Genomic DNA, 26,965 nt, shown 5'->3' with positions numbered 1-26,965 from the left:
AATTTGTTGATACGTGTATTCGTTTATCTAGTAAATCTTAAGCATAAAAATACTCCTTAGTAAATTCACTAAGGAGTATTTTTTATTATGGTATAAGTTTAAATCTACGACTTATTTCTGTTGCTTCTCTTTCTTAAATTCATCAAACTCACTTTCCTTTTCTACTTTAGGCCAAACATTATTAGAAGTATCGATATCTGCTGTTTCAGCTTTGGCATCAATTTCTATTTTCACTATTTCTTTTTCAGAGGCAATTGCTTTCTGAACTTCTTTATCGTTTAACCTCCATATTTGAGCAGGGTAAGTAACCGATTTTTTTGTACCATCTGCATAGGTATACTCTACAATAATTGGCATTACCAAACCTCCTGGTTTTTCAAACGTTACTTCGTAAAAGAAATTCGGAGATTTTATTTTCTTTTGTTCCTCTTTTGTGAAATTATCCATGATATACTCCTTTAAACTTTTTGCATTTTTCAGCAATCCGTCTTCTTTCATTTTTATATCAAAATCTTCGCTTCCTTCTTCTACAAAATAAACCAATGGTGGTAAATCTTTTAAGGTTCTCTTTCTTTTAGCTACATAATCTTTAATAAATTTATTTGGTGTAGAGGTTACATAGTATTTTTTAACTCCTTTAACACCAATATCTACCCAATCTGTGGTATAAAACCACCCTCTCCAATACCAATCTAAATCAAATCCAGAAGCATCTTCCATAGTTCTAAAGAAATCTTCTGGTGTTGGGTGTTTAAACATCCAACGATGTGCGTATTCTCTAAAAGCATAATCAAACAACTCTCTTCCCATTACAGTTTCTCTTAAAATATTAAGTGCTGTTGCTGGTTTTCCATATGCATTATTACCAAACTGATAGGTATTTAATCCCTTGGTCATAATAGGTGCTATATGAGATTGATCTCCGCTCATGTAAGGAATTATTTTATGCGCAGGTCCTCTTCTAGATGGATATACTTTATCTCCTTTTGACAATGCATCTGGATATTTTTCACCAAAATCCATCTGAGCTACATGTTGTACAAAAGAGTTTAATCCTTCATCCATCCAAGTCCATTGACGTTCATCACTATTTACAATCATAGGAAAGAAATTGTGTCCTACCTCATGAATAATAACACTCATCATTCCATATTTTACACGATCGCTATAAGAACCGTCTTTTCTAGGTCTACCATAATTCCAACAAATCATTGGGTATTCCATTCCTTGATTTTTTGCATGAACCGAAATAGCTTTATGATAAGGATAATCAAACGTCATTCTAGAATACGATTCTAAAGTACTTGCTACAACTCGTGTAGACCATTTTTCCCAAAGTGGATTTCCTTCTTTTGGATATATAGAAACCGCCATAACATCTTTGGTTCCTATTTTTACAGCCATCATATCTAAAATAAATTTTCTAGATGTTGCAAAACCAAAGTCACGCACATTTTTAGCCCTTAGCTTCCATGTTTTGGTTTCTTTAGATTTTAATTTCTCCTTCTGTACCACTTCGTCTTGGGTAACAATAACAATGGGTTTATCATAAGACTTTTTGGCATTATTGTAACGCTCCATCATCTTTTTAGAATACACCTGCTTTCTATTTACCAAAACTCCTGTCCCGTCTAAAATATGGTCAGCAGGTACGGTTATATCTACATCAAAATCACCAAATGGTAAAGCAAACTCATCACGTCCCCAGAACTGAGAATTTTGCCACCCTTCTACATCGCTATAAACAGCCATTCTAGGATAAAATTGTGCAATTACATAAGCTCTGTTGTCTGATTCTTTAAAATACTCGTATCCAGATCTTCCTCTACCTTCTACATGGTTATTAATGTTGTACCACCATTTAATTGAGAATTTAAATTTACTTCCAGATTTTAATGGTGTTGGCAATTCTACACGCATCATAGTTCTATTAATCATGTAAGATAACGGCTTACTCTTAGCATCTTTTACCTCCATAATGTTAAAACCACCATCAAACTTTTCTTTTAAATACTTTGCGGTAAAAGTACTTGGCCTCATGGCAGGATCGTAACCATCTCCTTCTATTAATGGAGATTTAGAGTCCTTAGCTCTCATATTCTGATCCAATTGCACCCATAAATACTTTAAAACATCCGGAGAGTTATTGGTATAAGTAATTGTTTCGAATCCTGAAATTTTAGCCTTTTCATCATCTAAAACAATATTCATTTTATAATCTGCTTGTTGCTGATAATAAGAAACCCCTGGTGCTCCCGATGCTGACCTGTACATATTTGGAGTAGAAAACTCATCGTACAATTGTTTAAATTTGTTTGTATTTACATGTCCATTCTCTTCCTTTTTAGCTTCTTCTTGGGCTATTAAATGAAACGGAATAAAAAACACCAATAATAGATATGGTATTTTAATACTTTTTAATCTTTTCATATTCAGTGTATAATTAATTTATGGTATTGGTTCTATCTGTAGAATTAAAATTCTAGAAGCTTGCTTTTTTTATGTTGTGTAAGTGTAAAACTCTTCTTTTGGGAATTTATTTTGGTTTTTATAATGTTTTGTTGCTCCTTAAAAACATCAAACAAAACCGTATTCCTTACCTCTAAAGATTGTATTTCTTTCACATTTTCTATTTCTAAGTAACATTTAAGAACATGCTCATCGTACTTTTTTCCTATAAAAACAAGTGTAGACTCTTTGCTATTAATGTCTATTTGCAACTTATCCGCTAAGTATTTTTTAATGTAAAAATCCGCTTTAGAAGACTCTAATCTTTTTCCTAATAGCAATGAATCATCATACCTTTCTTTTAGAACATGTTCAAAATCATCAATAAAAATTCTTGATATAATTTGAATAGATTTTTCTTTAGGAACATACTCCACATCTGTAACACTTATGTAATATTTATGATAAGACTGAAAACCTAAAAGAGGAAAAATAAAAAATAAGAGGGCTAAAAGCAACGTTGGTTTTCTCATAGTAACATACAGCAATAAAAATAGCAATGTCGCATAAATTTAACATATTAAAAAAGAAAAGAGAAAAATAAACGTTAGGAAAAAAACTGTTTTTAACACATATTCTTTTTTCTTGTCAAATATTAATAAACATTGATTATTACTAGCTTATAAACAAAGTTATTTATATCTTATATTTGCCAAAAAATGGTAATTGCTATTAATTACCAGTCTAAACCCTTTTTATGTACGCAATTCTTGACATAGAAACAACTGGAGGTAAATATAATGAAGAAGGAATGACAGAGATTGCTATTCATAAATTTGATGGTAAAGAAGTTATCGACAAATTTATTACGCTCGTAAATCCTGAAATACCTATACAACCTTTTGTTGTTCAACTTACTGGAATTAATAATAAGATGCTTAGAAATGCTCCTAAGTTTCACGAAATTGCAAAACGAATTGTAGAAATTACAGAAGGATGTGTTCTTGTGGCACATAATGCTGCCTTTGATTATAGAATTTTAAAACTTGAGTTTGAAAGGTTAGGCTATTCTTATATTAAAGACACTTTATGCACCGTAGAATTAAGTAGAAAACTAATTCCAGACCAAGATTCTTACAGCTTAGGAAAACTTTGTAAAAATTTAGGAATTCCTATGAGCGATAGACACAGAGCTAATGGAGACACCATTGCTACTGTTAAACTATTTAAAATTTTATTGAGTAAGGATAACGAAAAAGAAATTATTACCGCTAATATTAAAGCAGAGGGAAAAAACAAGGCTGTTCTAAGCAATCATCTTCAAAAAATTCTAGACAAAATGCCTAGAACAACTGGAGTTTACTACGTACATGATAAAAATGGAGATATTTTGTATGTGGGCAAAAACAAAAATATTCGCAACGGTGTAAATCAGTTACTAATACGAAAGTCTAGACAAGCAAAGAACTTGCAGAAAATTACTTTTGATATTTCTTTTGAAGAAACAGGAAGTATTCTAATTTCGAATATCAAAGCCAATAAAGCTATAAAAGAACTAGATCCTAAATTTAACAGGTACAGCAAAACCAAACACATACCTACTGTAGTATTTAATACAGACAGTGCATTGTTTATAGACAGAGGTAGAAATACATCCGAAAAATCTATCTTTCTAATAGAAGATGACATACTTAAAGGTTACGGATATGTTGATTTAGAACATCAAATTAACCATTTAGACATTGTTAAAAACTTAATAACACCGTTAGAAGATAACTTATACAATAGAGAGCAAATTAAAAGATATCTAACCAAAGGGAAATTCAAAAAAATAATTCGTTTTGACTCTGAAGCCTAAAAAAAATTGGAAAGAAAGACTGCACGAAATAATTTACGAAGCTGATACACCTGCTGGTAAATTGTTTGATGTATTGCTATTGATTCTAATTCTTATAAGTGTTTTAGTAGTAATGTTAGAAACAGTAGCCCCTTTACAAAAGGTGTATGGCGAATTTTTTAACACCATAGAATGGGTAATTACCATTTTATTTACCATAGAATATATTTTAAGAATTATTACGGTTAAATCTCCTTGGAAGTATATTTTTAGTTGGTACGGAATTATTGATTTAATTGCAACGTTACCTAAATATTTAGGTCTATTTATAGGAAATACACAAGCTTTACTAGCACTAAGATCTTTAAGATTGTTACGTGTATTTACCATTTTAAAATTAGTTAGATACATTGGTGCTTCTAACGAATTGATTAGGGCTATTAAGAATAGTAAAGCCAAAATAGGGGTTTTTATATTTGTGGTTGTTATTCTATCTATTGTCCTAGGAACTTTTATGTATTTAATAGAAGGGAGTTCTGACAGTGGTTTTACCAGTATTCCTAAAAGTATTTACTGGGTAGTGGTTACCATGACCACCGTTGGTTATGGAGATATTGCTCCTGTTACAGCCTTGGGCCAATTTTTCGCAACTATTGTTATGATTATGGGATATGGAATTATTGCTGTACCTACAGGAATCGTTAGCTCTGAATACAACGATGTTAAAAAAATGATTACAAACACACAGGTATGTCATCATTGTAATGAATCTAATCATGATAACAATGCCAAACATTGTCATCAATGCGGAAATACGCTATAATCTAACATGAATTACTTAATTACAATTGTAGGTCCTACCGCTATTGGAAAAACTGCTCTAAGCATTAAATTAGCACAACATTTTAATGCAGAAATTATTTCTTGCGACTCTAGGCAATTCTTTAAAGAAATGACCATTGGTACTGCTGTGCCAGAACCAGAAGAGCTAGCAGCAGCACCACATCATTTTATACAAAACAAAAGTATACACCAAGATTATAGTGTTGGCCATTTTGAAAAAGAAGCACTAGAAAAATTAGAAGAACTTTTTAAAAAGCACCCTATTGTAATTATGGTAGGTGGTAGTGGATTGTATGTAGATGCTGTACTAAAAGGCTTAGATTACTTCCCTCCTATTCCTCCAGAAACAAGAGAAAATCTGAACCAACGATTAGAGTCCGAAGGTTTAGAATCTTTACAAAAAGAGCTTAAAGCTTTAGATCCTGAAACCTATAACGCTATTGCTATAGATAATCCGCACAGGGTAATTAGAGCTTTAGAAGTTTGCATAGCTAGTGGACAAACTTTTAGCTCTTTTAAAAACAAACCTAAAGCACCTAGAAACTTTAAAGCCATTAAAATAGGGCTAATTGCAGATAGAGAATTAATGTACCAACGCATAAACCAAAGAGTGGATATTATGCTAGAAAAAGGTCAATTAAAAGAAGCCCTAGCACTATACCCACTTAAAGAATTAAATGCATTACAAACCGTAGGCTACAGAGAGTTATTTGATTATTTTGATGGAAAAATTGATTTAGATTTTGCCATTGAAGAAATTAAGAAAAACACACGTAGATTTGCCAAACGACAATTAACTTGGTTTAAAAAAGACCCCGAAACACATTGGTTTGATTATTTAACGGATGTAAACACAATTATTAAAGAGATAAAAAACACAATTAACCAATAAAAAAATTAATATATTATTCTTATATTTAATTGACCTACAACACCTTAAAAACATGAAGAATCTAAAAAAAATCATCTTCATTTTAAGCATTTTTATTTTTCAAAACGCTAACTCACAAGACTTTTATGAAACCGCTTGGTATTCTGGAGGCTTTACCTACAAAGGTCTGTTAGTTTATTATTCTAGTACAGATGCTTTTATGAGAATTAACTACAAGAAAAATAACAGAGAGAATATTATTAGCTACGATTGTACATGGGATTCTTTTGAAAAAGGAGGCTTAAAGGGCTACTTATTAGATGGTAAAAATGCGAAAGTAATTTACGGTAGTAACTCTACAGGCTACTATCCAGATAATTTCTTTTTTTCGGAAAACAACTTAAATGGCACCCCTTATCATTTTGACGATAACGACATCGCTAAAGGCTCTTTACTCACCAAGTTAAACAACGTAACATATTGGAGAAAAGTTGATGCTAAAAAACTAAACAAAGAGTATTTAATTTCTTTTTTCGATACTTCCGAATACAAATACACAAGAATAACCAAAAGCATCGCTTCTAAAAAAACTGCTACTACCAACAACACAGAAAGTTTAAAATGGGCATGTTTATTTAGGAAAACTTCTAAAATTAGTAAACAAAAATTTTTTAGAACCGATACGTATCCTAGCACAGAAATCAAAAAATATTGGGATTTAAATTATAGCATTACACACCTTACCTATAACAATAATAAATGGGTGTTAATAATGTCTAAACATACTGGTATAAGTTTACAAAAATGGAGAAAAAGAGATTATTACCCTAAAAAAGAAATAAAAGAAGGTTGGGATGATGGCTACTTTATAACATCTTTAACTTATGGAAACAATGAATGGGCTTTAGTACTCTCTAAAAATGCTAAATATACACGTCAAAAATGGTTTACTAACGCTACTTTCCCGCAAGAAAAAATTAAAAAAGGCTGGGATGACGGTTTTTATATTACTTCTGTTGGTTATGGAGACGGAAAATGGTCTGTTGTAATGTCTAAAGGAACAGATTATAAAGAACAAATGTGGAGAACAAGAGTTGAATACCCAAAAAAGGAAATAAAAGAATACTGGGACAAAGGTTATGAAATTTCTACACTAACATACAACAAGAACAAATGGGTTTTGGTCATGTCTAAAAATAAATCAGGGCATCGCCAAGAAAGATGGAATACTGCTGGTTATTTTCCTTACACCAAAATTAGTAATGCTGAAAAAGACGGTTTTAAAATAATATCCATCGTTTCTAACCAATAAAACTCTTTAATTTTTAAACAAAAAACGCTGCTAAAAAGTAGCGTTTTTTTTTGTTTAAAAGGTTACTTCACTCCTATCCTACTCATTTTCAAATAATTTTAATTAAAAATTAAAAAAAATAATTGAGCTAAAAGCCCTTTATACATCTTGGTTTATAGACGTTAACTGAGTAAAAACACACCTACAACACAGTACTTTGTTTTGCATAGTACTAAAATATTACATAGATTTGTGTCATCAAAACAACATAAAATCTGTAGCCATGAAAAAAAATAGCGAAACCACCAATGCGCTTTTATTCCATCTAAGTGCATTTAGCAGTTATATTATTCCCTTTGGAGGAATTATAGTTCCATTAATCCTTTGGCAAACCAAAAAAGGAGAAAGTGAATTTTTAGACAACCAAGGAAAAGAAGTTGTAAACTTTAATCTTAGTTATTTAGTGTATCAACTAATTCTAATTTTATGTTTAGGATTTTTATTAATATACATGATAGCAAATCACATTCCTGTTTTAGAAAACATTCAATTCAACGATCATTTTGATATTGAATATTATTTTAAAAATCATAATTTCTTCATTCCCTTAATATTTATCTCTGTGTTTAGTTTTTTTACTTTTATTAAATGTGCCTTAATAATTATAGGTTCATTAAAAGCTAAAAAAGGAGAAGAATACATTTACCCAATGACAATGAAGTTTATTAAATAACAAACCAAAAAGACACACATGAAGATTGAAAATACAAAAGCACAAATGCGAAAAGGAGTACTAGAGTACTGCATCCTTTCCATTTTACAGAATGGAGATGCTTATACTTCGGAAATTCTTTCTACGCTAAAGAGTGCAGAAATGATAGTGGTCGAAGGTACCATATACCCCCTACTTACCAGGTTAAAGAATGCTGGTTTATTAAGTTATAGATGGGAAGAATCTACCTCTGGTCCACCAAGAAAATACTATGTATTAACAGAAAACGGAGCCATATTTTTAAAAGAATTACATAATACCTGGGGGAATTTGGTTAATGCTGTAAACCTAATTACCAGCCAAAAAAAATAATAACATGAACAAGACTATCAATATAAACTTAGGAGGATTCTTTTTCCATATAGATGAATCTGCTTACCAAATTCTAAAGAAATATTTAGAAGCTATTTCTAGATCCTTAAGTGACGATCCTAAAGGAAAGGATGAAATTTTAGCAGATATTGAAGCTAGAATAAGTGAGTTACTATCAGAAACCATTCAGGACAGTAGACAAGTTATAAACGAAGATGACATACAAAGCATTATTAAAATAATGGGGCAACCAGAAGACTATGCAGATGTTGACGAACCTTATAACGACTATAGTTCTTCTTACCAAAGAAACACAACTCCTAAAAAGAAATTATTTAGAGATGGAGAAGATAAGTTTTTAGGAGGTGTTGCTGCAGGTATTGGTCATTACTTTAACATTGATCCTATTTGGATTCGTATTGCATTAATTTTATTACTCCCTGCAGGTGGATTTGGAGTCTATACTTATGTTATTCTTTGGGTTTTAATTCCTGAAGCAAAAACAACTGCTGAAAAGCTACAAATGCAAGGAGAACCAGTTAACATTGATAACATAGAAAAAAAAATTCGTACCGAGTTTGAGAATGTAAGCAACAAAATTAAAAACGCTGATTATAGCGGGGTTAAATCGGGTTTTCAAAATTTTTTGGACGTACTAGGAACTATATTAATTCGGTTTTTTCAAATTATTAGCAAAATAATTGGAGTGGTATTAATTATCATAGCTGTTACTCTTTTAATCGTATTTATTATTAGTGCTTTCTCTTTTAGTACATTAGAATTTATTGGTTTCAACGAAAGCTTAGTCAGTAACTTACCTTTCTTATACCAATCTGTTTTACCTAGTTGGTTGTTATCAATCTGTTTATTTACCACTGTAGGAATTCCTTTAATAATGTTATTTTACCTAGGAACTCGTATTGTTTCTAGCTCTGTTAGGCAAATGAACAAAGTCGTATCATTAACTTTATTAGGTGTTTGGATTGTCTCTTTTTTAACCATAGCACTTACAGGTGTAGAATTTCATTCTCAAAATGCATATAACGGTTCTAAAATAAATAGCAAAACTATAAACACAGTAGCCACCGATAGTATTTTCCTAAAAGTAGTAAATGATGATAATTTATTCTTTAAGAACAAACTTGGAAGAAGCTCTAATCAAACAATTATAGTTGAAAATGATGTAGAAAAACTATACAGCAGTAATTTATTTATAAATATAAAGAGAAGCGAAACAGATAGTACATACATTAAAATACGAAGAAAGTCTCAAGGAACTAGTAATAAAAACGCAGCTATTAATGCCGATTTAATTGAATATGACTACACAATGATTGATCATGAATTGATCTTAGATAGTTATTTCTTAAGTCCTGTTGAAAATAGATTTAAATACGAAGCTGTTACAGTTAACATTTACATTCCTAATGGTGCCACTTTATATTTTAACAAATCCGCTCAGAATTTTCTACACCAATACCATACAGTTGGTAGAAAAAAACCATGGCAGTTAATTCACCATCATTTTAGAATGACGAACGAAGGACTAAAGTGTTCTGACTGTTTTAAAAAAGAAAACAATAATCAATTATAAAATTTAAGAAAATGAAAAAAGCAATTTATAAAGTATGCTTGGGATTCCTGTTTTTTAGCTTGCTGATTAGTTGTCAGTTTGATATACACAATAGTTTTAGCGGAAGAATTAATGGAAAAAGAATAAAAGGTAATAAAAACGTAATTACAGAAGAAAGAGAAGTTACCGCTGCTTTTAACAAAATAAGCGTTTCGCAAGGAATTAAATTATATGTAAAATTAGATGAACAGGCATCTATTCATGTAGAAGCAGATGAAAACTTACATGAATACATTAAAACAGAAATTAACAACGGAGCTCTAAAAATCTATGTTGACGGTTTTATAAGTTCCTCTAAAGCCAAAACTGTATATGTAGCATTACCAACTATAAATTCTATTAAAGCTTCTAGCGGTAGTGCTGCACAATCCGAAAACTTATTAATGAGTAACGATTTACACTTAACATCATCTAGTGGAGCTTCTATTAAAGTGAATGTTGATGCCTTAAAGTTATTTGCAGATTCAAGTAGCGGAAGTAGTATTCGTATCAAAGGAACATCCGATTCTTTTAACTCAGAATCTAGTAGTGGTGGTAGTATTCACTCTTATGAGTTAATCTCTAAAAAAGCTACTGCAAGAGCTAGTTCTGGGTCTACAATAAGATTACAAGTAACCGATGAATTAAGACCTAAAGCAAGTAGTGGTGCCTCTATAAGATACAAAGGAAGACCCTATATAGAAGACTTTAAAACATCGTATGGTGGGAGTATTTCCAGACGTTAATTAATCTATCTTTTAAACCAAAAAAGCTGTCTAAATTATAATTAGACAGCTTTTGTATTTTATATAAATCTTTTATTATTCTACCGTTACAGACTTTGCTAAATTCCTAGGCTGATCTACATTACATCCTTTAAATACAGCAACATGGTATGAAAACAACTGCAATGGAATTACAGAAACAATTGGTTGTAAAATATCCGACACTCTTGGTACTTTAAAAGAAAAGTCTGCCAAGTGAATCATTTCTTCATCATCTTCATTTATTACTGCTAAAATTGGTCCCTTACGTGCTTTTATTTCTTGTGCATTAGACACCAATTTGTCGTAATATTTATTATTGGTTGCTATAATTACAGTTGGTAAAGACTCCTCAATCATTGCAATAGGTCCGTGTTTCATTTCTGCTGCAGGATACCCTTCTGCATGAATGTAAGAAATCTCCTTTAACTTTAAAGCACCTTCTAAAGCTATTGGGAAATTCATTCCTCTTCCTAAAAACAAGAAACTTGTTGTTTTTGTATATTCTTTAGCTACTCTTTTAATTTTAGCATCGGACAACAATACTTTATTAACTGCTAAAGGAATTGTTTTTAACTCTTCTACTAATTGATCTGCTGTATCTTTGGTAATAGTTCCTCTTTCTAACCCTATCTGAATTGCTAATAAAGTTACAACAGATACTTGAGCTGTAAATGCCTTAGTAGAAGCTACTCCAACTTCAGAACCTGCATACGTATATGCTGTAAAATCGCACTCCCTAGCCATAGATGAACCAACTACGTTACAAATACAAAAAGTAGTTGCTCCTTGAGCTTTAGAATATCTTAAAGCAGCTAATGTATCAGCCGTTTCTCCAGACTGAGAAATAGCCATTACAATATCACCTTCATTTATAATTGGATTTCTATATCTAAATTCCGAAGCATACTCTACCTCTACAGGCAATCTAGCCAACTCTTCTATTAAATATTCACCAACAATACCTGCGTGCCAAGAAGTACCACACGATACAATAATCAATCTATTTGCTTTAACTAGTTTCTCTTTTAAAGAATCTAAATCCTGAAAATTAATTGAAGAATCGAACTTATTTAAGTGACTGTATAAAGTATCTTCTATGGTTTCTGGTTGCTCAAAGATTTCTTTTAACATATAATGCTCATAATCACCTTTGCTAACCTTATTAAGGTCTAAATCTATATTTTTTATTTTATAGTTTTTTCTAACCCCATATATATCTTCAACCTTTAACTTCTTACCTCTTTCAAGAACTACAACCTCATCATCATTTAAATAAACCAATGATTGTGTATACTCTACAATAGGAATTGCATCAGAAGCTACAATAAATTCGTCTAAAGATTCGGTAACACCAATTGCCAAAGGACTTCCTTTTCTAGTAGCAATCATTTTGTTAGGTTCTTTTTTGTCTAAAATAGCCAAGGCATATGCTCCACTAACATTTTGTAAAGCCTTTTTAACAGCATCTTCTATATTTAAACTCTCACTTTCCTGTACAAATTGAATATAATTTACCAATACCTCTGTATCAGTTTCGCTTTTAAACTCATAACCATGATTTACCAATTCATCTTTTAAGAATTTATAGTTCTCTATAATTCCGTTATGAACCAATGTAATCTCTCCATTATTAGATTGATGAGGATGCGCATTAGACTGTGTAGGTTCTCCATGAGTTGCCCAACGAGTATGTGCTATTCCAGTAGTTAAACCATTTACTTGTTCATCTATACTGTCTTCCAAGTTTTTAACCTTTCCTGGTTGTTTGTATATTAGAAAGTCACCATTTAATATAGCAATTCCAGCACTATCGTAACCTCTATACTCTAATTTCTTCAATCCATTTACCAATATTGGAGTCGCTTCTTTATTTCCAATATATCCAACAATTCCACACATTATCTTATTTCTTTTATTTGAGTAATAATTTTTTCTCCTAACTTTTTCATATTTTCAGTGTCATTTAATATTTCTACTACAGTAGAATTACTCTCAAATACACCTCGTACATTTTTAAAATCTGCTAATTTTTCTTCTTCATTACCATCTGCACCAAAACCTACGTGCGTATGTAAATCAAACTCCTTACTAGCATCTTTGTATAACAACTTGTTTAATTCTATTACTGCTTTTTTCCATTTTTCAATAATATGAATTAAATCGTCTTTAGTTATATCTTTTACTTTTATTTTAAAATATTTCTCAATTAATTCAACACTCCAAGTCCAAACATGTTCATCATAATTGCTATGAATTTCGTTTAACTCATCATGAATCATTTCTACAGAGTTTACCTCTTTATTTTCAACTTTATTTATAAAGTTATGCAAACATTCAATAGGACAAATCATTCCACCTACATCAATCCACTTACCTATACCTAGCTCTGCAGTAGGCTTTAAAATCTCTTGTAAATCAGATTCAGACTCTATTTTTTCTCCTAAAATCTTACTAATAACTAAGGCACCCAAAAACTTATGGATTACCATCGTATATAGTTTTATACCTTTTTCTAGACTAGATTTTCTAATAATCATGTCTCTATAAGTATACGATTCTAAATTGGTACCCGAAATTGCGATAATATCGTTTAGATGTTTAAGACCGTTCGTTACTTTATAAATAGTATAAGGACTTAAAACATTAAAATTAACAATATCTAATCTATTTTCTTTAGATCGTTTATCTCTTTGAGGCCATTTTTGTACATCCCTTACAATACCAACACTTTTTAGATTGGCTCCAGGCACTAAATAAGAATTGTTTTTATTTTCAATTAAATACGAAAAAGGGAAATCCGACGAATCGACATGCATATAATGCCTTCCCATTACCAATGTAAAAGGTCCTATTTTAGACGGCCATAAAACATATGAATTACTTGTTGTTTTAGCCCCTCTCTCCATAATACCTTGGTGAATAGGTCCTAACTTGTACATGTGATTACTCTGATTGGAACCACTACCTGCATTCATAAACGAAAATAAACCTGCAATTAATAAAGTAGATTTATGGTGTGTTACCGTATAGGGTCCTGCAAAAATAGAACAAGCTTCTCCATTATAACCTTGCGAATTTGCAAAAAAAGCTGAATGGTCTATAGAATAATTCTTATCTATTTTACAAGCCTGACCAATAAAGGTATTTGAAAGTACTGAACCGTTATCTATAGTAGAATCACTAGAAACAATAAAGTTCATCATTTTCACATCTGTACCTATATATACTGGAGCATCTTTCCTAGAATTGATAGTTCCATCCATTACTAAAGAAGCAGATCGTATTACAGTATTATCTCCAATACATACATTCTTAAATGTATCCGAGTTTATAATTTGCACATCGTTTCCAATAGTACCTGTCTCCGATATTTGCGAATCTTTGTATTTATCAATCATCAATAAAAGCTGTTCTATTAAAACAGTCTTATGACGATACAAAGCAAGTAAATATGCTACTTGAGCAGATAATTTATTAAAAATAGGAATTTTCCTTCCACCTCCTTCATTTATCACATCCACCATAACTCCGTTTCCAAAGCTACTTTTACCGTTTACTGCAATAATTCCCACATTATATATTAGAACATTCTCTCCAATTTTATAATTGGCAATGTAGCTCTTAACATTTTTAATTAGAGGGTTATCTCCTATTTCACAATTATGAAGCTGAACATCTTCTATTCCATTGTATTTTTTTACTCCACCAAAGAAAACTCTACTTCCTTTAATAGATCCAATGTAATTTATACCAGAAAAAACAACATTCTTTATTCTAGATACGTCTGTATCTGCCTTTATATGTAAAAGAGACCAGTCTTCAGAAGTACAACCTTGTAATTCTAACTGTTTAATAATCTCTGATGTAACAACAATATATTTTTCCAAAAAAACAAGTAATTTTTGTTAATCAAATATAGAAATTTACTGCGCAAACACATGCTCTTAAATGTTAAAAAAAACTACTTTTAACCTTATCAAAAACAAACAAAATGCAGCATTTCATCGGGGTTTTCGGAATCATTTTCCTACTATTAGTAGCTTACTTACTGAGTAACAACAAAAAACGTATTCCTATTAGAACTGTGGCTTGGGGAATGGGGTTACAAGTCATATTTTCTTTAATTATTTTAAAAACCAAAATAGGGCTCCCCTTTTTCACCTTTTTTGATAAAACTATCAAAAAATTATTAGAATATGCAGATAAAGGGGGAGATTTTTTGTTTTCGTCATTTGTTACCGGTCAAGTGGAGGCACCAATTATAAACTTTGCCGTAAGAGTTCTCCCTACTATTGTATTCTTTTCTGCTTTAATGGCTTTCTTTTATCACATAGGTATAATGCAGTGGATTGTTAAAATCATCGCCAAAGTTTTTCAGAAAACCATGAAAACAAGTGGAAGTGAAACTTTAAGCGTTGTAGGTAGTATTTTTGTGGGTCAGACAGAAGCTCCTTTATTGGTAAAGCCTTACGTAAAAAACATGACTCAATCTGAATTGATGACCGTTATGGTTGGGGGATTTGCTACAGTTGCTGGTGGTGTAATGGCTATATATGTTAAAATGTTAGGTTCTATACCCAACATTGCCGGTCATTTAATGGCTGCTTCTATTATGAGTGCTCCTGCAGCTATTGTTGTAGCTAAAATTATGTATCCAGAAACAGAAAAATCTGAAACAGAGGGTACTTTAAAAACTAAAATAGAAAAAACAGCGAACAATAGTATAGAGGCTATAGGAGACGGTGCTGTAGACGGACTAAAACTAGCAGCCAATATTGCTGCTATGATAATAGCCATTGTAGGTTTAGTTGCTCTAGTAGATGGTCTTTTAAGTTTTTTTGATACTTCTTTAGCACAAATACTTGGTTTTATTTTTCAACCTCTGGCCTATATTATGGGAATTCCTTGGAGCGAGGCACACATGTTTGGTACTTTATTGGGAGAGAAAATTGTTTTAACAGAATTAATTGCCTACAAAGATTTAGCGGTGCTAAAACAAGACAATGCTATTTCTGAAAGAACTGCTATTATTGCTAGTTACGCTTTGTGTGGTTTTGCAAACTTTGCTTCCATAGGAATTCAGATGGGAGGTATTAGTGCATTGGCTCCTAATAGAAAGAAAGATATTTCTAAATTGGTCCTAAAAGCCATGGTTGGTGGTGCAATTGCCTCTTGGTTAACAGCATGTTTAGCTGGTCTGATACTATAGTAGTAGATAATTTAACCTTTAATTAAATTGTCTTTAATACTATAAACATATGTTTGTAGATATAAATATGTCCTATGAGTCAAGAAGTTAATAGTGAGAAAAGAAAAGTAGAAGTCGCAGTAATTTCTGATGTCCATTTAGGAACATATGGATCTGGAGCGAAAGAATTATTAAATTACCTAAAGACCATTGAGCCAAAAACCTTGGTGCTAAATGGTGATATTATAGACATTTGGCAGTTTAAAAAGATTTATTTCCCTAAAACGCACATGAAAATTATAAAATACATTACCTCTATGATTACCAAAGGGGTAGATGTATATTACATTACAGGGAATCACGATGAAATGTTACGAAAGTTTGTAGGTTTTGATATAGGAAACTTTAAACTTCTAAATAAATTAGTTTTAGAGCTGGATGGTAAAAAAGCTTGGATTTTTCACGGAGACGTTTTTGATGTTACAATGAAACACTCCAAATGGTTGGCTCAACTAGGAGGTTTAGGCTACGATTTATTAATTATGATTAATACATTGGCCAATTGGATTAGTGAAAAAATACTAGGTAGAGGTCGTATTTCTTTTTCTAAAAAAATTAAAAACAGTGTTAAGTCTGCTGTTAAACACATTAATAGTTTTGAAGAAACTGCTGCCGGAATAGCTTTTCAGAACGAGTACGACTATGTAATATGCGGACATATTCACCAACCTCAACAAAGAACAATTGCCAATAAAAATAACAATAAACAAACTGTAGAGTATTTAAACTCCGGAGACTGGGTAGAAAACCTTACCGCATTAGAATACAACGATAAAGAATGGAGTATTTATTACTACAACAACGACGAGATTGCTAAAAAACTAAATCCAACGGACTTAGACACAGAAAACGATTTAGGGAAAGCAGATTTAAAAAACAAAGACTTATTTCAAGAACTAATTAAGGAAATTAATGTTGTTGAAAAAAAGGAAACGAATTAAGAATTATGAAAGTTCTTTATGCCATACAAGGAACTGGTAACGGACATTTGAGTCGTTCCAGAGACATTGTTCCATTGCTACAACAAAAAGTAGATTTGGACATTTTAGTGAGTGGCGTACAAGCCGATGTTAAGCTTCCTTTTCAAATTAAATACCAACTAAAAGGTTGGAGTTTTATTTTTGGTAAAAAAGGTGGAGTAGACATTTGGGCTACTTATAGGAACTCCAATTTTAGACAATTTAGAAAAGAAATCAATCAGTTAAACATTGAACAATACGATTTGGTGATTAACGATTTTGAACCTCTGTCTGCCTGGGCGGCTAAACTCCACAACATTCCATGCATCTCCATGAGTCACCAAGCTGCAGTTAACGCTGTGGAAAGCCCAAAACCCAAAAAAAGAGACTTTATTGGTGAACGTATTTTAAAAAACTACGCTCCCACCTCTGCTTATATAGGTTTTCATTTTAAAAAATTTAACGAAAACATTTACACTCCTGTAATTAGAGGAGAAATTAGAAAGCTACAACCTTCCGTAGAAAATCATTATACCGTATACCTTCCGGCTTATGGAGACGACAAACTAATTTCTTTTTTCAGTAATTTTAAAGAAACTACTTGGCAAATATTCTCCAAGCATACTAAAAAGGCCTACACAGTTAACAACATTATAGTAGCACCAGTTAACAACCAAGCTTTCTTAAAAAGCTTTGAGACTTGCAAAGGAATTATTTGTGGTGCTGGTTTTGAAACTCCAGCTGAAGCATTATACCTACAAAAGAAATTATTGGTAATCCCAATGAAAAACCAATACGAACAACAGTGCAATGCAGAGGCTATTAAAGAATTAAATGTTCCTGTAGTTAAAAAACTTAAAGAAAAAGCCATTCCTATCGTAAATAAATGGCTAGAAACCGACCAGGTTCTAACAGTGGATTACCCAGACGAGACCGAAAAAATTATAAATCTAATTTTAGAGAAATATAAATAACAAAGATCCGTTACAAAATTTGCAACGGATCTTTGTTTTTTATGGTAAATCTATCTTTGCTAAAGTATATGGTTTCCCGTGTTTTGTATTTACCATTCCGTTTCCTTTCATCAAATCAAAATTAGAAATTAATAACTGTCCTTTGTAAACTATTAAATCTGAAGGTTGATCTATTTGTCCATCAGTCCCATCATTATCAGCGTATTTTACCAATACAGTAACCTTTTTGTCTACTCCTACTTTTACAATCTGATTTGTTATAAAACCTGCAACGTACAAATTGTCTTTGTCATCAAAATCAATTCCATCTGCACCTACATCATCTGGTAAGTCTACATATACAGAATGGTTTACAATATCTCCTTGTGCATTTTGTTCTAAACGATAAATAACTGCATCTCCAAAATCTCCTACAAACAACTCTCCCTTAGTATTAAAAGCAATACCATCTAAACCAAACTGCCTCTTAGGGTTTTTAGTCTCTACAGAAAAAATCAATTGTTTATCTGTTCTATCATTATTCACCAAAACATTACGGTCTGTGGTAGAAAACTTATACACTCCACCTACATTCTTATCTGTTTTTAATTTATCTAATATTGGCTGCGTAACATACAAAGCATTGTTATGGTATCTAATTCCATTGGGTGCCTGCATTCCTTTAGCTATCACTTCTGTGGTAATAAGCTCATCATCCTTAAACGTTAATTTTAAAACTCTACCTCTATTCTTACCTTGGTTTACACAAACATACAAACCTCCATCAGGACCATAAGCTATTCCCATAGGAGCACCAAAGCCTTTGTTATCAATTCCGGCAATCGTAGTTAAGAGTTTTACTTTTTTATCTTCTGTAATTTTCACCAAAGCACCAGGAACATTCTTTTCTGCATAGTTAGGGCAAGACAGTGTTAAACTTCCATCAGGAGCTACAGCATAGGCATCTGGAGTTGGGCAAAAATTTGGCAAAGTAAGGTAAGTAGTTGATTTTACATTATGTTGAGCTTTAGCAGCTCCATAAAATATAAAAGCAACGGCTATAATAGCAACTAGTTTACGCATCTTGTTTCATGAATTAGTTAATGAAACAGAAATGTATCAAATAATAACCCAATCATAGCATCTGTATTAATATGATGCTGAACCTAGTCAAAATAGTTTTCTCACTAGCATTAAAATTAGATTAAAATACCTTTGAAAAACTACAACATAAAACCTCTAAAGAGTTTCCATTTTTTTAAATACTTAGCAACAAATGCCTTTTCTTGCTTATAACTATCCAATAAGCTATTATTATCCTTTTTGGCATTAATAATTAGCCTTGACAACTTTATATTATTAGAATGCAACTCCGAAAGAATTTGTTGGGCTCTAACCGCCTTACTTCCTGAATTATCTATAAGTTGCTGGATTCTTTCATCACTAATTTTTGGTTTTCTAAAACCTCTATTTTTATAATGCACGTATAAATTAAAATCTGCCACCCCAGAATTCATTAATTCAATTGCTTTATTGTATGCTTCACTCGCAATTCTATTATCGTAATAATCTACCATTTCTCTTATCAGACTATTTGCAATACCACATGTTCTAATTCGTCTTGTTGCACCTTTAATTCTTTCTAAATCATTTTGATTATTGTAGAGACGAATAGAATCCTTAAAAGAAAATGTTCCCATACTATCCAACTTGGCAAAGTCGCTCTTATAAAATTCTTTATTGTTAATTGGGTTGTTTAAAAACTGCCATACTGGATCAAAAGAAATGTGATTTTTAATAAAATCTTTAGGGGATTTTAAAAAATATAAATCTCTAAACTTGTGAACATATTTTCCTTTATAAGCATAACCCGCAGACCAAGTAACATCTACTAAATAATAAGTATCATTAATCCTAATTCCATTCCAAGCATGACTTAAGTTCGCAATCTCCCCATTGTAATCTTTGGTATATCCAGAAATAGTATAGGCTTCTAACGCTGCAGTTTTGCACATTTCTAAAAACAAGGCTGCATAGTGCATACAAATTCCCTTTCTTTTACTTAATGCGTACTCCACCACTTCCTTATCTGATAGAAAATTAATATTCTTATTTATAAGGCTGAGATCGTACTGAATATTATGAGCAATCCAAATATAAATTGCTCTTGCCTTTCCCTTATCTGTCTTTATATCTTTTGTTAAATACTTTGCAATTTCACTACTGGTTCTTAATGAACTAGGAACTGTTTTAGACTTGGCATCTATCACCGCATAATCTGTTTGAGCTAAAAGAGTAAACGGGATAAGTATAAAAAAAGTAAACACAATTTTCTTCATCATAGCGTATTCGTTTTTTTAATTCAAATGTAATCGTTCCAAATGTAATGCCATAAAAAAACCTTCTCACTTTCGTGAGAAGGTTTTCAACATAATATTTATTAAAACCGACTTAACTAGTTAAGCCAATACCTCTTGCACTTTTTCAGCAGCTTCTTGAAACTCAGTTGCAGAAATAACGTTCAATCCTTCTTCAGCATCAATTAACGCTTTTGCTTCTACAGCATTTGTTCCTTGTAAACGAACAATAATTGGAACATTAATTTTGTCTCCCATGTTTTTGTAAGCATCTACAACTCCCTGTGCCACACGATCACAACGAACAATACCTCCAAAAATGTTTACCAAAATAGCTTTTACTTTAGGATCTTTTAAGATAATTCCAAAAGCAGTTTCTACTCTTTCTGCATCGGCAGTACCTCCTACATCTAAGAAGTTTGCAGGGTCTCCACCAGCTTGCTTAATTAAATCCATAGTTCCCATTGCCAATCCAGCTCCGTTTACCATACATCCTACGTTTCCGTCTAATGCTACATAGTTTAATCCAGCAGCCTTTGCTTCTACTTCTGTTGGGTGTTCTTCGCGAATATCTCTTAATGCTGCAAAATCTTTATGACGATACAATGCATTTTCATCTAAAGATACTTTTGCATCTACAGCTAAAATTTTATTGTCCGATGTTTTTAAAACAGGATTAATTTCGAACATCGCCGAGTCTGATTTTTCATAAGCAGTAACCAAAGCCATTACAAATTTGGTCATATCTTTAAAAGCAGCTCCAGACAATCCTAAATTGAAAGCAATTTTACGTGCTTGGAATGGTAAAATTCCTGTAGCAGGATCAATTTCTTCTGTAAAGATTAACTCAGGTGTTTTTTCTGCTACTTCCTCAATATCCATACCTCCTTCTGGAGAATACATTACCATGTTTTTTCCTGTAGCTCTGTTTAATAAAACAGACATGTAGTACTCTTCTGTTTCGCTTTCTCCTGGGTAGTAAACATCTTCGGCAATTAATACTTGATTTACCAATTTCCCTTCTGCAGAAGTTTGAGGAGTAACCAACATCATTCCTAAAATTTGATCGGAAATTGTTTTTACTTCCTCTAAATTCTTAGCCAATTTTACTCCACCACCTTTTCCACGTCCTCCGGCGTGAACTTGTGCTTTAACCACGTACCAGCTAGTACCGGTATCCTCTGTTAATTGTTGAGCTGCTGTTACAGCTTCTTCTGGAGTAGTTGCTACAATTCCTCTCTGAATTCTAACTCCAAAACTATTCAAGATCTCTTTCCCTTGATATTCGTGTAAGTTCATTCTAGTTGTTTTGAGTGTATTTAAAAGTCGGGTGCAAGTATAGTAATAATTCTAGATACAAACGTTAATAAATTATGATGATGTCAAGTTTTTTTTAAAGTTTTTACGAAAACGTTCTCAACCTTGATTAACTCCATAAAAAAACCGTTCTCTTTAGTAAGAGAACGGTTTAAAATAGTATTGTTTTTCTGACTAATTAAGCCAATACTTCTTGTACTTTTTCAGCAGCTTCTTGGAACTCAGTTGCAGAAATTACATCTAACCCTTCCTGAGCATCAATTAATTCCTTTGCTTCTACAGCATTTGTTCCTTGTAAACGAACAATAATTGGAACATTAATTTTATCTCCCATGTTTTTGTAAGCATCTACAACTCCCTGTGCCACACGGTCACAACGAACAATACCTCCAAAAATGTTTACCAAAATAGCTTTTACTTTAGGATCTTTTAAGATAATTCCAAAAGCAGTTTCTACTCTTTCTGCATCTGCAGTACCTCCTACATCTAAGAAGTTTGCAGGATCTCCACCAGCTTGCTTAATTAAATCCATAGTTCCCATTGCCAATCCAGCTCCGTTTACCATACATCCTACGTTTCCGTCTAATGCTACATAGTTTAATCCAGCAGCCTTTGCTTCTACTTCTGTTGGGTGCTCTTCACGTACATCTCTGTACTCAATGTAATCTTTATGACGGTACAATGCGTTCTCATCTAAAGATACTTTTGCATCTACAGCTAAAATTTGATCATCAGCAGTTTTAAATACTGGGTTAATCTCAAATAAAGAAGAATCAGAACCTTCGTATGCTTTGTACAATGCCATCGCAAACTTGGTCATATCTTTAAAAGCAGCTCCAGACAATCCTAAGTTGAAAGCAATCTTACGAGCTTGGAATGGTAAGATTCCAGTTGCAGGGTCGATTTCTTCTGTAAAGATTAACTCAGGTGTTGCTTCTGCAACAGCTTCAATATCCATACCTCCTTCTGGAGAATACATAATCATGTTTTTTCCTGTAGCTCTGTTTAATAAAACAGACATATAGTACTCTTCTGGTTTAGATGGACCATCGTAGTATACGTTTTCAGAAATCAATACTTGGTGAACTTCTTTCCCTTCTGCAGAAGTTTGAGGAGTAACCAACATCATTCCTAAAATTTGTTCAGCATATGTTTTTACCTCTTCTATAGATTTAGCGATTTTAACACCACCTCCTTTTCCACGTCCACCTGCGTGAATTTGTGCTTTTACTGCAAAAACAGTACAACCTTTCTCTGCGTGAATTTTATTTGCAGCCTCTAATGCTTCTTCTGGAGTGTTAGCAACAAGCTCCATAGGTACTTTAACTCCAAAGCTCTTTAAAATCTCTTTCCCTTGGTATTCGTGTAAGTTCATAAAATCAGTCTTATAAAAATATTATGTTGGTTTCAAAAATAGAAATAAACCGTATAAATACTTAAAAATGATAAGTATTTAACAAAAAAGCCAAAATCATTAGTTTTTTAGTATTTTCGTTCCACTATATTACACCTATGATTGTAGCTAAAAACATTGAAAAAACCTTTAATAACACTAGAGTTTTAAAGGGAATTGATCTTCATATAAAACAAGGAGAAGTGGTTGCTATTGTAGGACCTTCCGGAGCAGGAAAAACCACCTTATTGCAAATTCTAAGCACCTTAGACACTCCTGATATTACCAAAAAAGTTGATTTACAAATCAATCAGGTTTCTCCTATACATTTAAAAGACAAAAAAATGTCTGAGTTTAGGAACCAACACATAGGATTTGTATTTCAGTTCCATCAACTGTTACCAGAATTTACGGCTATTGAGAATGTTTGCATTCCAGCATTTATTGCAAACAAAAAAAAGAAAGAGGTAGAAACCCGTGCATTAGAATTGTTAGATTTTTTAGGAATTAAAAACAAAGCAGAAAATAAGCCTAGTCAACTATCCGGAGGAGAACAACAACGCGTTGCTGTTGCAAGAGCTTTAATCAATCAGCCTGCTATTGTTTTTGCAGATGAACCTAGCGGAAACTTAGACACCGAAAGTGCAACCAATTTACACGACCTCTTTTTTAAGTTAAGAGATGAGTTTAACCAAACTTTCGTTATTGTAACACATAATGAAACACTAGCCAATATGGCCGATAGAAAATTGGTTTTAAAAGATGGGAATTTAGTGAATTAGTTGAAAGTTGAAAGTTGAAAGTTGAAAGTTGAAAGTTGAAAGTTGAAAGTTGAAAGAAAATATGAATTTCGTTCCTGGTAAAAACCAACCCAACATTAAAACTTTATGAACTTTTCAACTTTATAAACATATTAATAAAAAATAATGATCGGAATTATAAGTGCTATGCACGATGAAGTAGCTGAATTACTAGCAATATTAGAAAATACAATCACCAAAACTATTGGAGAAAGAACCTACTACCAAGGTACAATAAACCAACAAGAAGTTGTAATTGTTTTTTCTAACTGGGGAAAAGTAGCTGCAGCCATTACTACTACTCAACTAATAAGCACTTACCAACCAAGAGAAATTATTTTTACAGGTGTTGCAGGTGCTATAGACGCTAATTTAAACATTGGAGATGTGGTTTTTGCTACCCAATTGGTACAACACGACATGGATGCGAGTCCCCTATTTCCAAAATTCGAAATTCCTTTAATAGGTAAATCTTATTTTGAAACCTCTGCAAACAATTTCTTATACAAATGTGTAGCATTGTTTAAAGACAAATACTACCAACATATCTCTAAAGAAGAGTCCAAAGACTTTTATATTGACACCCCTAAAATAGTAAAAGGATTAGTTGCCAGTGGAGATCAGTTTATAAGCGATGTAACAGCTTTTAACAACCTAAAAGAGAATCTTCCAGAATTACAATGTGTAGAAATGGAAGGAGCTGCGGTGGCACAAGTTTGTGAAGCTTATAAAATTCCTTTTAATATTATTAGAATTATTTCGGACAAGGCAGATCACAGTGCACCAGTAGATTTCCCTAAATTCACAAAGCAAATAGCAAGTAAATACGCTAAGGGGATCTTAGAAAGTTATTGCAGTTAATTTTCTTTGCGTATCTTTGCCCAACCTTATTAAGCAATGATAGAAAACGCTAAACACTCTTCTGCGACCTTATTTCTACGCTCATTTTCGAGCCAATTTGCTTATTTTCCAGAGACATTACCTAAATTGAATTCGAAACTAAAAGCATGAATATTTTACTAAAATCAGCGACAATTTTTGACCCTGCAAGTGAATTTCACAATCAGAAACTAGATATTTTGATTGAAAATGGGATAATACATACAATACAAGAAAATATATCTTGTCCTGAAAATTGTTCTGAAGTGATTTTAGACAACCTAACGGTTTCTAATGGTTGGTTTGATGCCAGCGTAAGTTTTGGTGAACCAGGTTATGAAGATAGAGAAACCATAGAAAACGGATTAACCGTTGCTGCCAAAAGTGGATTTACTGCGGTAGCACTAAACTCTAACTGCAACCCATACACAGACTCTAAATCTTTAGTAAACTATTTAAAGAATAAAAGTTTTGGAACTGGTGTAACTATATTTCCTATAGGATCTTTAACCGCAGGTAGTAAAGGTTTAGATATAGCTGAGCTGTATGACATGCAACAAGCAGGTGCCATTGCTTTTAACGATTACAAAAAAGCTACTAAAAACGCCAACCTTATTAAAATTGCCTTGCAATACACTCAGAGTTTTGATGGTTTGGTAATGAGTTACCCAAACAATTGTAACATTGCAGGAGAAGGTATTGTTAACGAAGGAACCAACAGCACACAATTAGGTTTAAAAGGGATTCCTGCTTTGGCAGAAGAATTACAAATAAGTAGAGATTTGTTTTTATTAGAATATGCAGGAGGTAAACTACACATCCCTACAATTAGTACCTCTAAATCTGTAGCGCTTATTAAAGAAGCCAAAGAAAAAGGGTTACAAGTTACCTGTAGTGTTAGTGCAGACCACTTAACGTTAACCGATGAAGAATTACACGCTTTTGATGCGAACTATAAAATCACCCCTCCATTAAGAACTCCAGAAGACGTAACAGCTTTAATTAATGGAGTAAAAGACGGAACTATTGATTTCATTACTTCGGATCACGATCCTATAGATATAGAAAACAAAAAAATAGAATTTAGCAACGCTACTGATGGAAGCATAGGATTAGAGAGTTTATTTACAAGTTTACTACCCGTTTTAGGAGTAGAAACACTTATAGATAAAATAACCACTGCTCCTGCCAACGTATTTAAGCTTCCGGAAACTAAAATCCAAACAGGTAAAAAAGCGAATTTAAGTTTATTTACAACTTTAGGCACTGGAACCTTTACAGAAGAAAGTATTTTATCAACCTCTAAAAACAGTGCTTATCTAGGAAAAGCTACCCAAGGAAAAGTTTATGGAACTTACAACAATGGTATCTTAACCCTTGCCTAAACAATATTATGACAGACCTATCTTTAGAATATATAGTTAGAGAACCAAAAGTTAACTCTCTAAAAGCTCCTTTAATATTACTTATTCATGGATATGGAAGTAATATGGACGATTTGTTTTCTTTTGCTTCTGAATTACCAGAACAAGCCTTGGTAGTGAGTGTACAAGCTCCTACTGCCTTACCTTTTGGTGGCTATGCATGGTATAGCATTACCTTTGATGCCGATGAAAATAAATTTTCTGATCCTGTAGAAGGAAAAGCATCGGTTCAGAAATTGAATATTTTCTTAGATGAAATTATTGAAAAATACAATGTAGACAGCAATAAAATTTTCTTTACCGGATTTAGTCAAGGAGCAATCTTAAGTTATGCTTTTTCCTTTACCTTTCCAGAAAAAGTACAACATGTAGTTGCATTAAGCGGATGTTTTAACCCCGATTTTCTACTTTCAGAACCTACAAAAAACAACGTAGATTACTTTATTTCCCACGGAACTGTAGATCAGGTAATACCCGTAGAATGGGCTAGAAAAGCTCCCGAACTTTTAACTGAACTAGGAATAGAAAACTCTTACCAAGAATATCCTGTAGGACATGGAGTACATCCTACAAATTTTTATGATTTTAAAAAGTGGATTGAAGAACGTATATAAACAAAAAAGAGAGCAAAAGCTCTCTTTTTTGTTTGTTATTTCTGAGTAACTACCCATAAAGAATGTAAGATTGCTGGAATCCAGAATACAAAACACAAAACTATATTGATAAATAAATGTTTGTCTACTCCTCTTTTTAAAAACACCGCTAATGGTGGAATAAAAAATGATAAAATAATAAGTACTACCTTGTTCATAATTGTTTAGTTTAAAAAGTTAATTATTACCCACGTAAAATTAACAATTTCAGTCTCACTAACAATTAACC

General features: G+C 32.3%; 23 protein-coding genes and 1 pseudogene. 15 read left to right on the top strand and 9 right to left on the bottom strand.

The window, feature by feature from the left end; all coding sequences use genetic code 11:
• Positions 1-111: 111 nt before the first annotated feature.
• Together ACXHHC_RS00475 and ACXHHC_RS00470 are read right to left on the bottom strand one after the other, a co-directional pair.
• Positions 112-2,430, bottom strand: a complete 2,319-nt coding sequence (locus ACXHHC_RS00475; RefSeq protein ID WP_458227684.1) for a M1 family metallopeptidase — start codon at positions 2,428-2,430, stop codon at positions 112-114.
• 44 nt (positions 2,431-2,474) lie between these two features.
• Complete coding sequence (locus ACXHHC_RS00470; protein WP_458227683.1) at positions 2,475-2,981, bottom strand: DUF6702 family protein; 507 nt, start codon at positions 2,979-2,981, stop codon at positions 2,475-2,477.
• Positions 2,982-3,205: 224 nt separating this feature from the next.
• Between ACXHHC_RS00470 and ACXHHC_RS00465 the strand changes: the two genes are divergently transcribed.
• From ACXHHC_RS00465 to ACXHHC_RS00430, 8 genes are all read left to right on the top strand, one after another.
• Positions 3,206-4,306, top strand: a complete 1,101-nt coding sequence (locus ACXHHC_RS00465; RefSeq protein ID WP_458227682.1) for an exonuclease domain-containing protein — start codon at positions 3,206-3,208, stop codon at positions 4,304-4,306.
• Positions 4,290-5,108: an ion transporter gene (locus ACXHHC_RS00460; protein WP_458227681.1), complete on the top strand. Its 819-nt coding sequence runs from the start codon at positions 4,290-4,292 to the stop codon at positions 5,106-5,108. The genes ACXHHC_RS00465 and ACXHHC_RS00460 overlap by 17 nt, the downstream gene beginning before the upstream one ends.
• A gap of 6 nt (positions 5,109-5,114) precedes the next feature.
• Entirely contained in the window at positions 5,115-6,020 is a 906-nt protein-coding gene (miaA, locus tag ACXHHC_RS00455) for a tRNA (adenosine(37)-N6)-dimethylallyltransferase MiaA (protein WP_458227680.1), read from the top strand.
• A gap of 52 nt (positions 6,021-6,072) precedes the next feature.
• On the top strand, positions 6,073-7,311 hold the full coding sequence (locus tag ACXHHC_RS00450; RefSeq protein ID WP_458227679.1) for a DUF7477 domain-containing protein: 1,239 nt from the start codon (positions 6,073-6,075) through the stop codon (positions 7,309-7,311).
• A 262-nt stretch (positions 7,312-7,573) separates the two neighbouring features.
• On the top strand, positions 7,574-8,023 hold the full coding sequence (locus tag ACXHHC_RS00445; RefSeq protein WP_458227678.1) for a DUF4870 domain-containing protein: 450 nt from the start codon (positions 7,574-7,576) through the stop codon (positions 8,021-8,023).
• 18 nt (positions 8,024-8,041) lie between these two features.
• Entirely contained in the window at positions 8,042-8,374 is a 333-nt protein-coding gene (locus ACXHHC_RS00440) for a PadR family transcriptional regulator (protein WP_458227677.1), read from the top strand.
• A gap of 4 nt (positions 8,375-8,378) precedes the next feature.
• Positions 8,379-9,968, top strand: coding sequence for a PspC domain-containing protein (locus tag ACXHHC_RS00435; RefSeq protein ID WP_458227676.1), 1,590 nt, complete (start codon positions 8,379-8,381; stop codon positions 9,966-9,968).
• An 11-nt stretch (positions 9,969-9,979) separates the two neighbouring features.
• On the top strand, positions 9,980-10,732 hold the full coding sequence (locus ACXHHC_RS00430; RefSeq protein ID WP_458227675.1) for a head GIN domain-containing protein: 753 nt from the start codon (positions 9,980-9,982) through the stop codon (positions 10,730-10,732).
• 75 nt (positions 10,733-10,807) lie between these two features.
• On the opposite strand, the gene glmS is transcribed toward ACXHHC_RS00430, so the two are convergent.
• Together glmS and ACXHHC_RS00420 are read right to left on the bottom strand one after the other, a co-directional pair.
• Positions 10,808-12,652: a glutamine--fructose-6-phosphate transaminase (isomerizing) gene (gene glmS / locus ACXHHC_RS00425; RefSeq protein WP_458227674.1), complete on the bottom strand. Its 1,845-nt coding sequence runs from the start codon at positions 12,650-12,652 to the stop codon at positions 10,808-10,810.
• On the bottom strand, positions 12,652-14,640 hold the full coding sequence (locus tag ACXHHC_RS00420) for a DUF4954 family protein (RefSeq protein WP_458227673.1): 1,989 nt from the start codon (positions 14,638-14,640) through the stop codon (positions 12,652-12,654). The genes glmS and ACXHHC_RS00420 overlap by 1 nt, the downstream gene beginning before the upstream one ends.
• Positions 14,641-14,744: 104 nt before the next feature.
• Here ACXHHC_RS00420 and ACXHHC_RS00415 point away from each other — a divergent pair, with 104 nt between their 5' ends.
• From ACXHHC_RS00415 to ACXHHC_RS00405, 3 genes are all read left to right on the top strand, one after another.
• A complete protein-coding gene (locus tag ACXHHC_RS00415; RefSeq protein ID WP_458227672.1) occupies positions 14,745-15,962 on the top strand; it encodes a NupC/NupG family nucleoside CNT transporter in 1,218 nt (405 codons plus the stop codon).
• 74 nt (positions 15,963-16,036) lie between these two features.
• Positions 16,037-16,942, top strand: coding sequence for a UDP-2,3-diacylglucosamine diphosphatase (locus ACXHHC_RS00410; protein WP_458227671.1), 906 nt, complete (start codon positions 16,037-16,039; stop codon positions 16,940-16,942).
• Between the two features lie 5 nt (positions 16,943-16,947).
• Positions 16,948-17,934 carry a glycosyltransferase family protein gene (locus ACXHHC_RS00405; RefSeq protein WP_458227670.1) on the top strand — a complete coding sequence of 329 codons (987 nt, stop codon included), beginning with the start codon at positions 16,948-16,950 and terminating at the stop codon, positions 17,932-17,934.
• 39 nt (positions 17,935-17,973) lie between these two features.
• On the opposite strand, the gene ACXHHC_RS00400 is transcribed toward ACXHHC_RS00405, so the two are convergent.
• From ACXHHC_RS00400 to sucC (ACXHHC_RS00385), 4 genes and pseudogenes are all read right to left on the bottom strand, one after another.
• Positions 17,974-18,996, bottom strand: coding sequence for an SMP-30/gluconolactonase/LRE family protein (locus ACXHHC_RS00400; protein WP_458227669.1), 1,023 nt, complete (start codon positions 18,994-18,996; stop codon positions 17,974-17,976).
• A gap of 140 nt (positions 18,997-19,136) precedes the next feature.
• Positions 19,137-20,255, bottom strand: a complete 1,119-nt coding sequence (locus tag ACXHHC_RS00395; protein ID WP_458227668.1) for a transglutaminase domain-containing protein — start codon at positions 20,253-20,255, stop codon at positions 19,137-19,139.
• Between the two features lie 117 nt (positions 20,256-20,372).
• A pseudogene (gene sucC, locus ACXHHC_RS00390) lies at positions 20,373-21,572 on the bottom strand (ADP-forming succinate--CoA ligase subunit beta); the annotation flags it as partial.
• A gap of 193 nt (positions 21,573-21,765) precedes the next feature.
• Positions 21,766-22,962 carry an ADP-forming succinate--CoA ligase subunit beta gene (gene sucC, locus ACXHHC_RS00385; RefSeq protein WP_458227667.1) on the bottom strand — a complete coding sequence of 399 codons (1,197 nt, stop codon included), beginning with the start codon at positions 22,960-22,962 and terminating at the stop codon, positions 21,766-21,768.
• Positions 22,963-23,099: 137 nt separating this feature from the next.
• Here sucC (ACXHHC_RS00385) and ACXHHC_RS00380 point away from each other — a divergent pair, with 137 nt between their 5' ends.
• From ACXHHC_RS00380 to ACXHHC_RS00365, 4 genes are all read left to right on the top strand, one after another.
• Entirely contained in the window at positions 23,100-23,762 is a 663-nt protein-coding gene (locus ACXHHC_RS00380; RefSeq protein WP_458227666.1) for an ABC transporter ATP-binding protein, read from the top strand.
• A gap of 144 nt (positions 23,763-23,906) precedes the next feature.
• Positions 23,907-24,641, top strand: a complete 735-nt coding sequence (locus ACXHHC_RS00375) for a 5'-methylthioadenosine/adenosylhomocysteine nucleosidase (RefSeq protein ID WP_458227665.1) — start codon at positions 23,907-23,909, stop codon at positions 24,639-24,641.
• Positions 24,642-24,787: 146 nt separating this feature from the next.
• Complete coding sequence (locus ACXHHC_RS00370) at positions 24,788-26,044, top strand: dihydroorotase (protein ID WP_458227664.1); 1,257 nt, start codon at positions 24,788-24,790, stop codon at positions 26,042-26,044.
• 8 nt (positions 26,045-26,052) lie between these two features.
• Positions 26,053-26,697 (top strand): alpha/beta hydrolase, encoded by a 645-nt coding sequence (locus tag ACXHHC_RS00365; protein ID WP_458227663.1) that lies wholly within the window; start codon positions 26,053-26,055, stop codon positions 26,695-26,697.
• Positions 26,698-26,732: 35 nt separating this feature from the next.
• Here the strand turns inward: ACXHHC_RS00365 and ACXHHC_RS00360 are convergent, their stop codons facing one another.
• Complete coding sequence (locus ACXHHC_RS00360) at positions 26,733-26,894, bottom strand: YqaE/Pmp3 family membrane protein (protein ID WP_458227662.1); 162 nt, start codon at positions 26,892-26,894, stop codon at positions 26,733-26,735.
• Positions 26,895-26,965: the final 71 nt, after the last annotated feature.

The sequence above is a fragment of the Wenyingzhuangia sp. IMCC45574 genome (assembly GCF_054182685.1).
Note: the sequence above shows the minus strand (reverse complement) of the source record. Positions and strands in the feature narration are given on the sequence as shown.

What these genes read in the sequence shown, in the direction of transcription:
- sucC (WP_458227667.1), bottom strand. Translation starts at nt 22,962, where the DNA reads ATGAACTTACACGAATACCAAGGGAAAGAGATTTTAAAGAGCTTTGGA.
- ACXHHC_RS00360 (WP_458227662.1), bottom strand. Translation starts at nt 26,894, where the DNA reads ATGAACAAGGTAGTACTTATTATTTTATCATTTTTTATTCCACCATTA.
- ACXHHC_RS00445 (WP_458227678.1), top strand. Translation starts at nt 7,574, where the DNA reads ATGAAAAAAAATAGCGAAACCACCAATGCGCTTTTATTCCATCTAAGT.
- ACXHHC_RS00375 (WP_458227665.1), top strand. Translation starts at nt 23,907, where the DNA reads ATGATCGGAATTATAAGTGCTATGCACGATGAAGTAGCTGAATTACTA.
- miaA (WP_458227680.1), top strand. Translation starts at nt 5,115, where the DNA reads ATGAATTACTTAATTACAATTGTAGGTCCTACCGCTATTGGAAAAACT.
- glmS (WP_458227674.1), bottom strand. Translation starts at nt 12,652, where the DNA reads ATGTGTGGAATTGTTGGATATATTGGAAATAAAGAAGCGACTCCAATA.
- ACXHHC_RS00405 (WP_458227670.1), top strand. Translation starts at nt 16,948, where the DNA reads ATGAAAGTTCTTTATGCCATACAAGGAACTGGTAACGGACATTTGAGT.
- ACXHHC_RS00410 (WP_458227671.1), top strand. Translation starts at nt 16,037, where the DNA reads ATGAGTCAAGAAGTTAATAGTGAGAAAAGAAAAGTAGAAGTCGCAGTA.
- ACXHHC_RS00450 (WP_458227679.1), top strand. Translation starts at nt 6,073, where the DNA reads ATGAAGAATCTAAAAAAAATCATCTTCATTTTAAGCATTTTTATTTTT.
- ACXHHC_RS00435 (WP_458227676.1), top strand. Translation starts at nt 8,379, where the DNA reads ATGAACAAGACTATCAATATAAACTTAGGAGGATTCTTTTTCCATATA.
- ACXHHC_RS00415 (WP_458227672.1), top strand. Translation starts at nt 14,745, where the DNA reads ATGCAGCATTTCATCGGGGTTTTCGGAATCATTTTCCTACTATTAGTA.
- ACXHHC_RS00400 (WP_458227669.1), bottom strand. Translation starts at nt 18,996, where the DNA reads ATGCGTAAACTAGTTGCTATTATAGCCGTTGCTTTTATATTTTATGGA.
- ACXHHC_RS00370 (WP_458227664.1), top strand. Translation starts at nt 24,788, where the DNA reads ATGAATATTTTACTAAAATCAGCGACAATTTTTGACCCTGCAAGTGAA.
- ACXHHC_RS00365 (WP_458227663.1), top strand. Translation starts at nt 26,053, where the DNA reads ATGACAGACCTATCTTTAGAATATATAGTTAGAGAACCAAAAGTTAAC.
- ACXHHC_RS00470 (WP_458227683.1), bottom strand. Translation starts at nt 2,981, where the DNA reads ATGAGAAAACCAACGTTGCTTTTAGCCCTCTTATTTTTTATTTTTCCT.
- ACXHHC_RS00430 (WP_458227675.1), top strand. Translation starts at nt 9,980, where the DNA reads ATGAAAAAAGCAATTTATAAAGTATGCTTGGGATTCCTGTTTTTTAGC.
- ACXHHC_RS00395 (WP_458227668.1), bottom strand. Translation starts at nt 20,255, where the DNA reads ATGATGAAGAAAATTGTGTTTACTTTTTTTATACTTATCCCGTTTACT.
- ACXHHC_RS00475 (WP_458227684.1), bottom strand. Translation starts at nt 2,430, where the DNA reads ATGAAAAGATTAAAAAGTATTAAAATACCATATCTATTATTGGTGTTT.
- ACXHHC_RS00440 (WP_458227677.1), top strand. Translation starts at nt 8,042, where the DNA reads ATGAAGATTGAAAATACAAAAGCACAAATGCGAAAAGGAGTACTAGAG.
- ACXHHC_RS00380 (WP_458227666.1), top strand. Translation starts at nt 23,100, where the DNA reads ATGATTGTAGCTAAAAACATTGAAAAAACCTTTAATAACACTAGAGTT.
- ACXHHC_RS00465 (WP_458227682.1), top strand. Translation starts at nt 3,206, where the DNA reads ATGTACGCAATTCTTGACATAGAAACAACTGGAGGTAAATATAATGAA.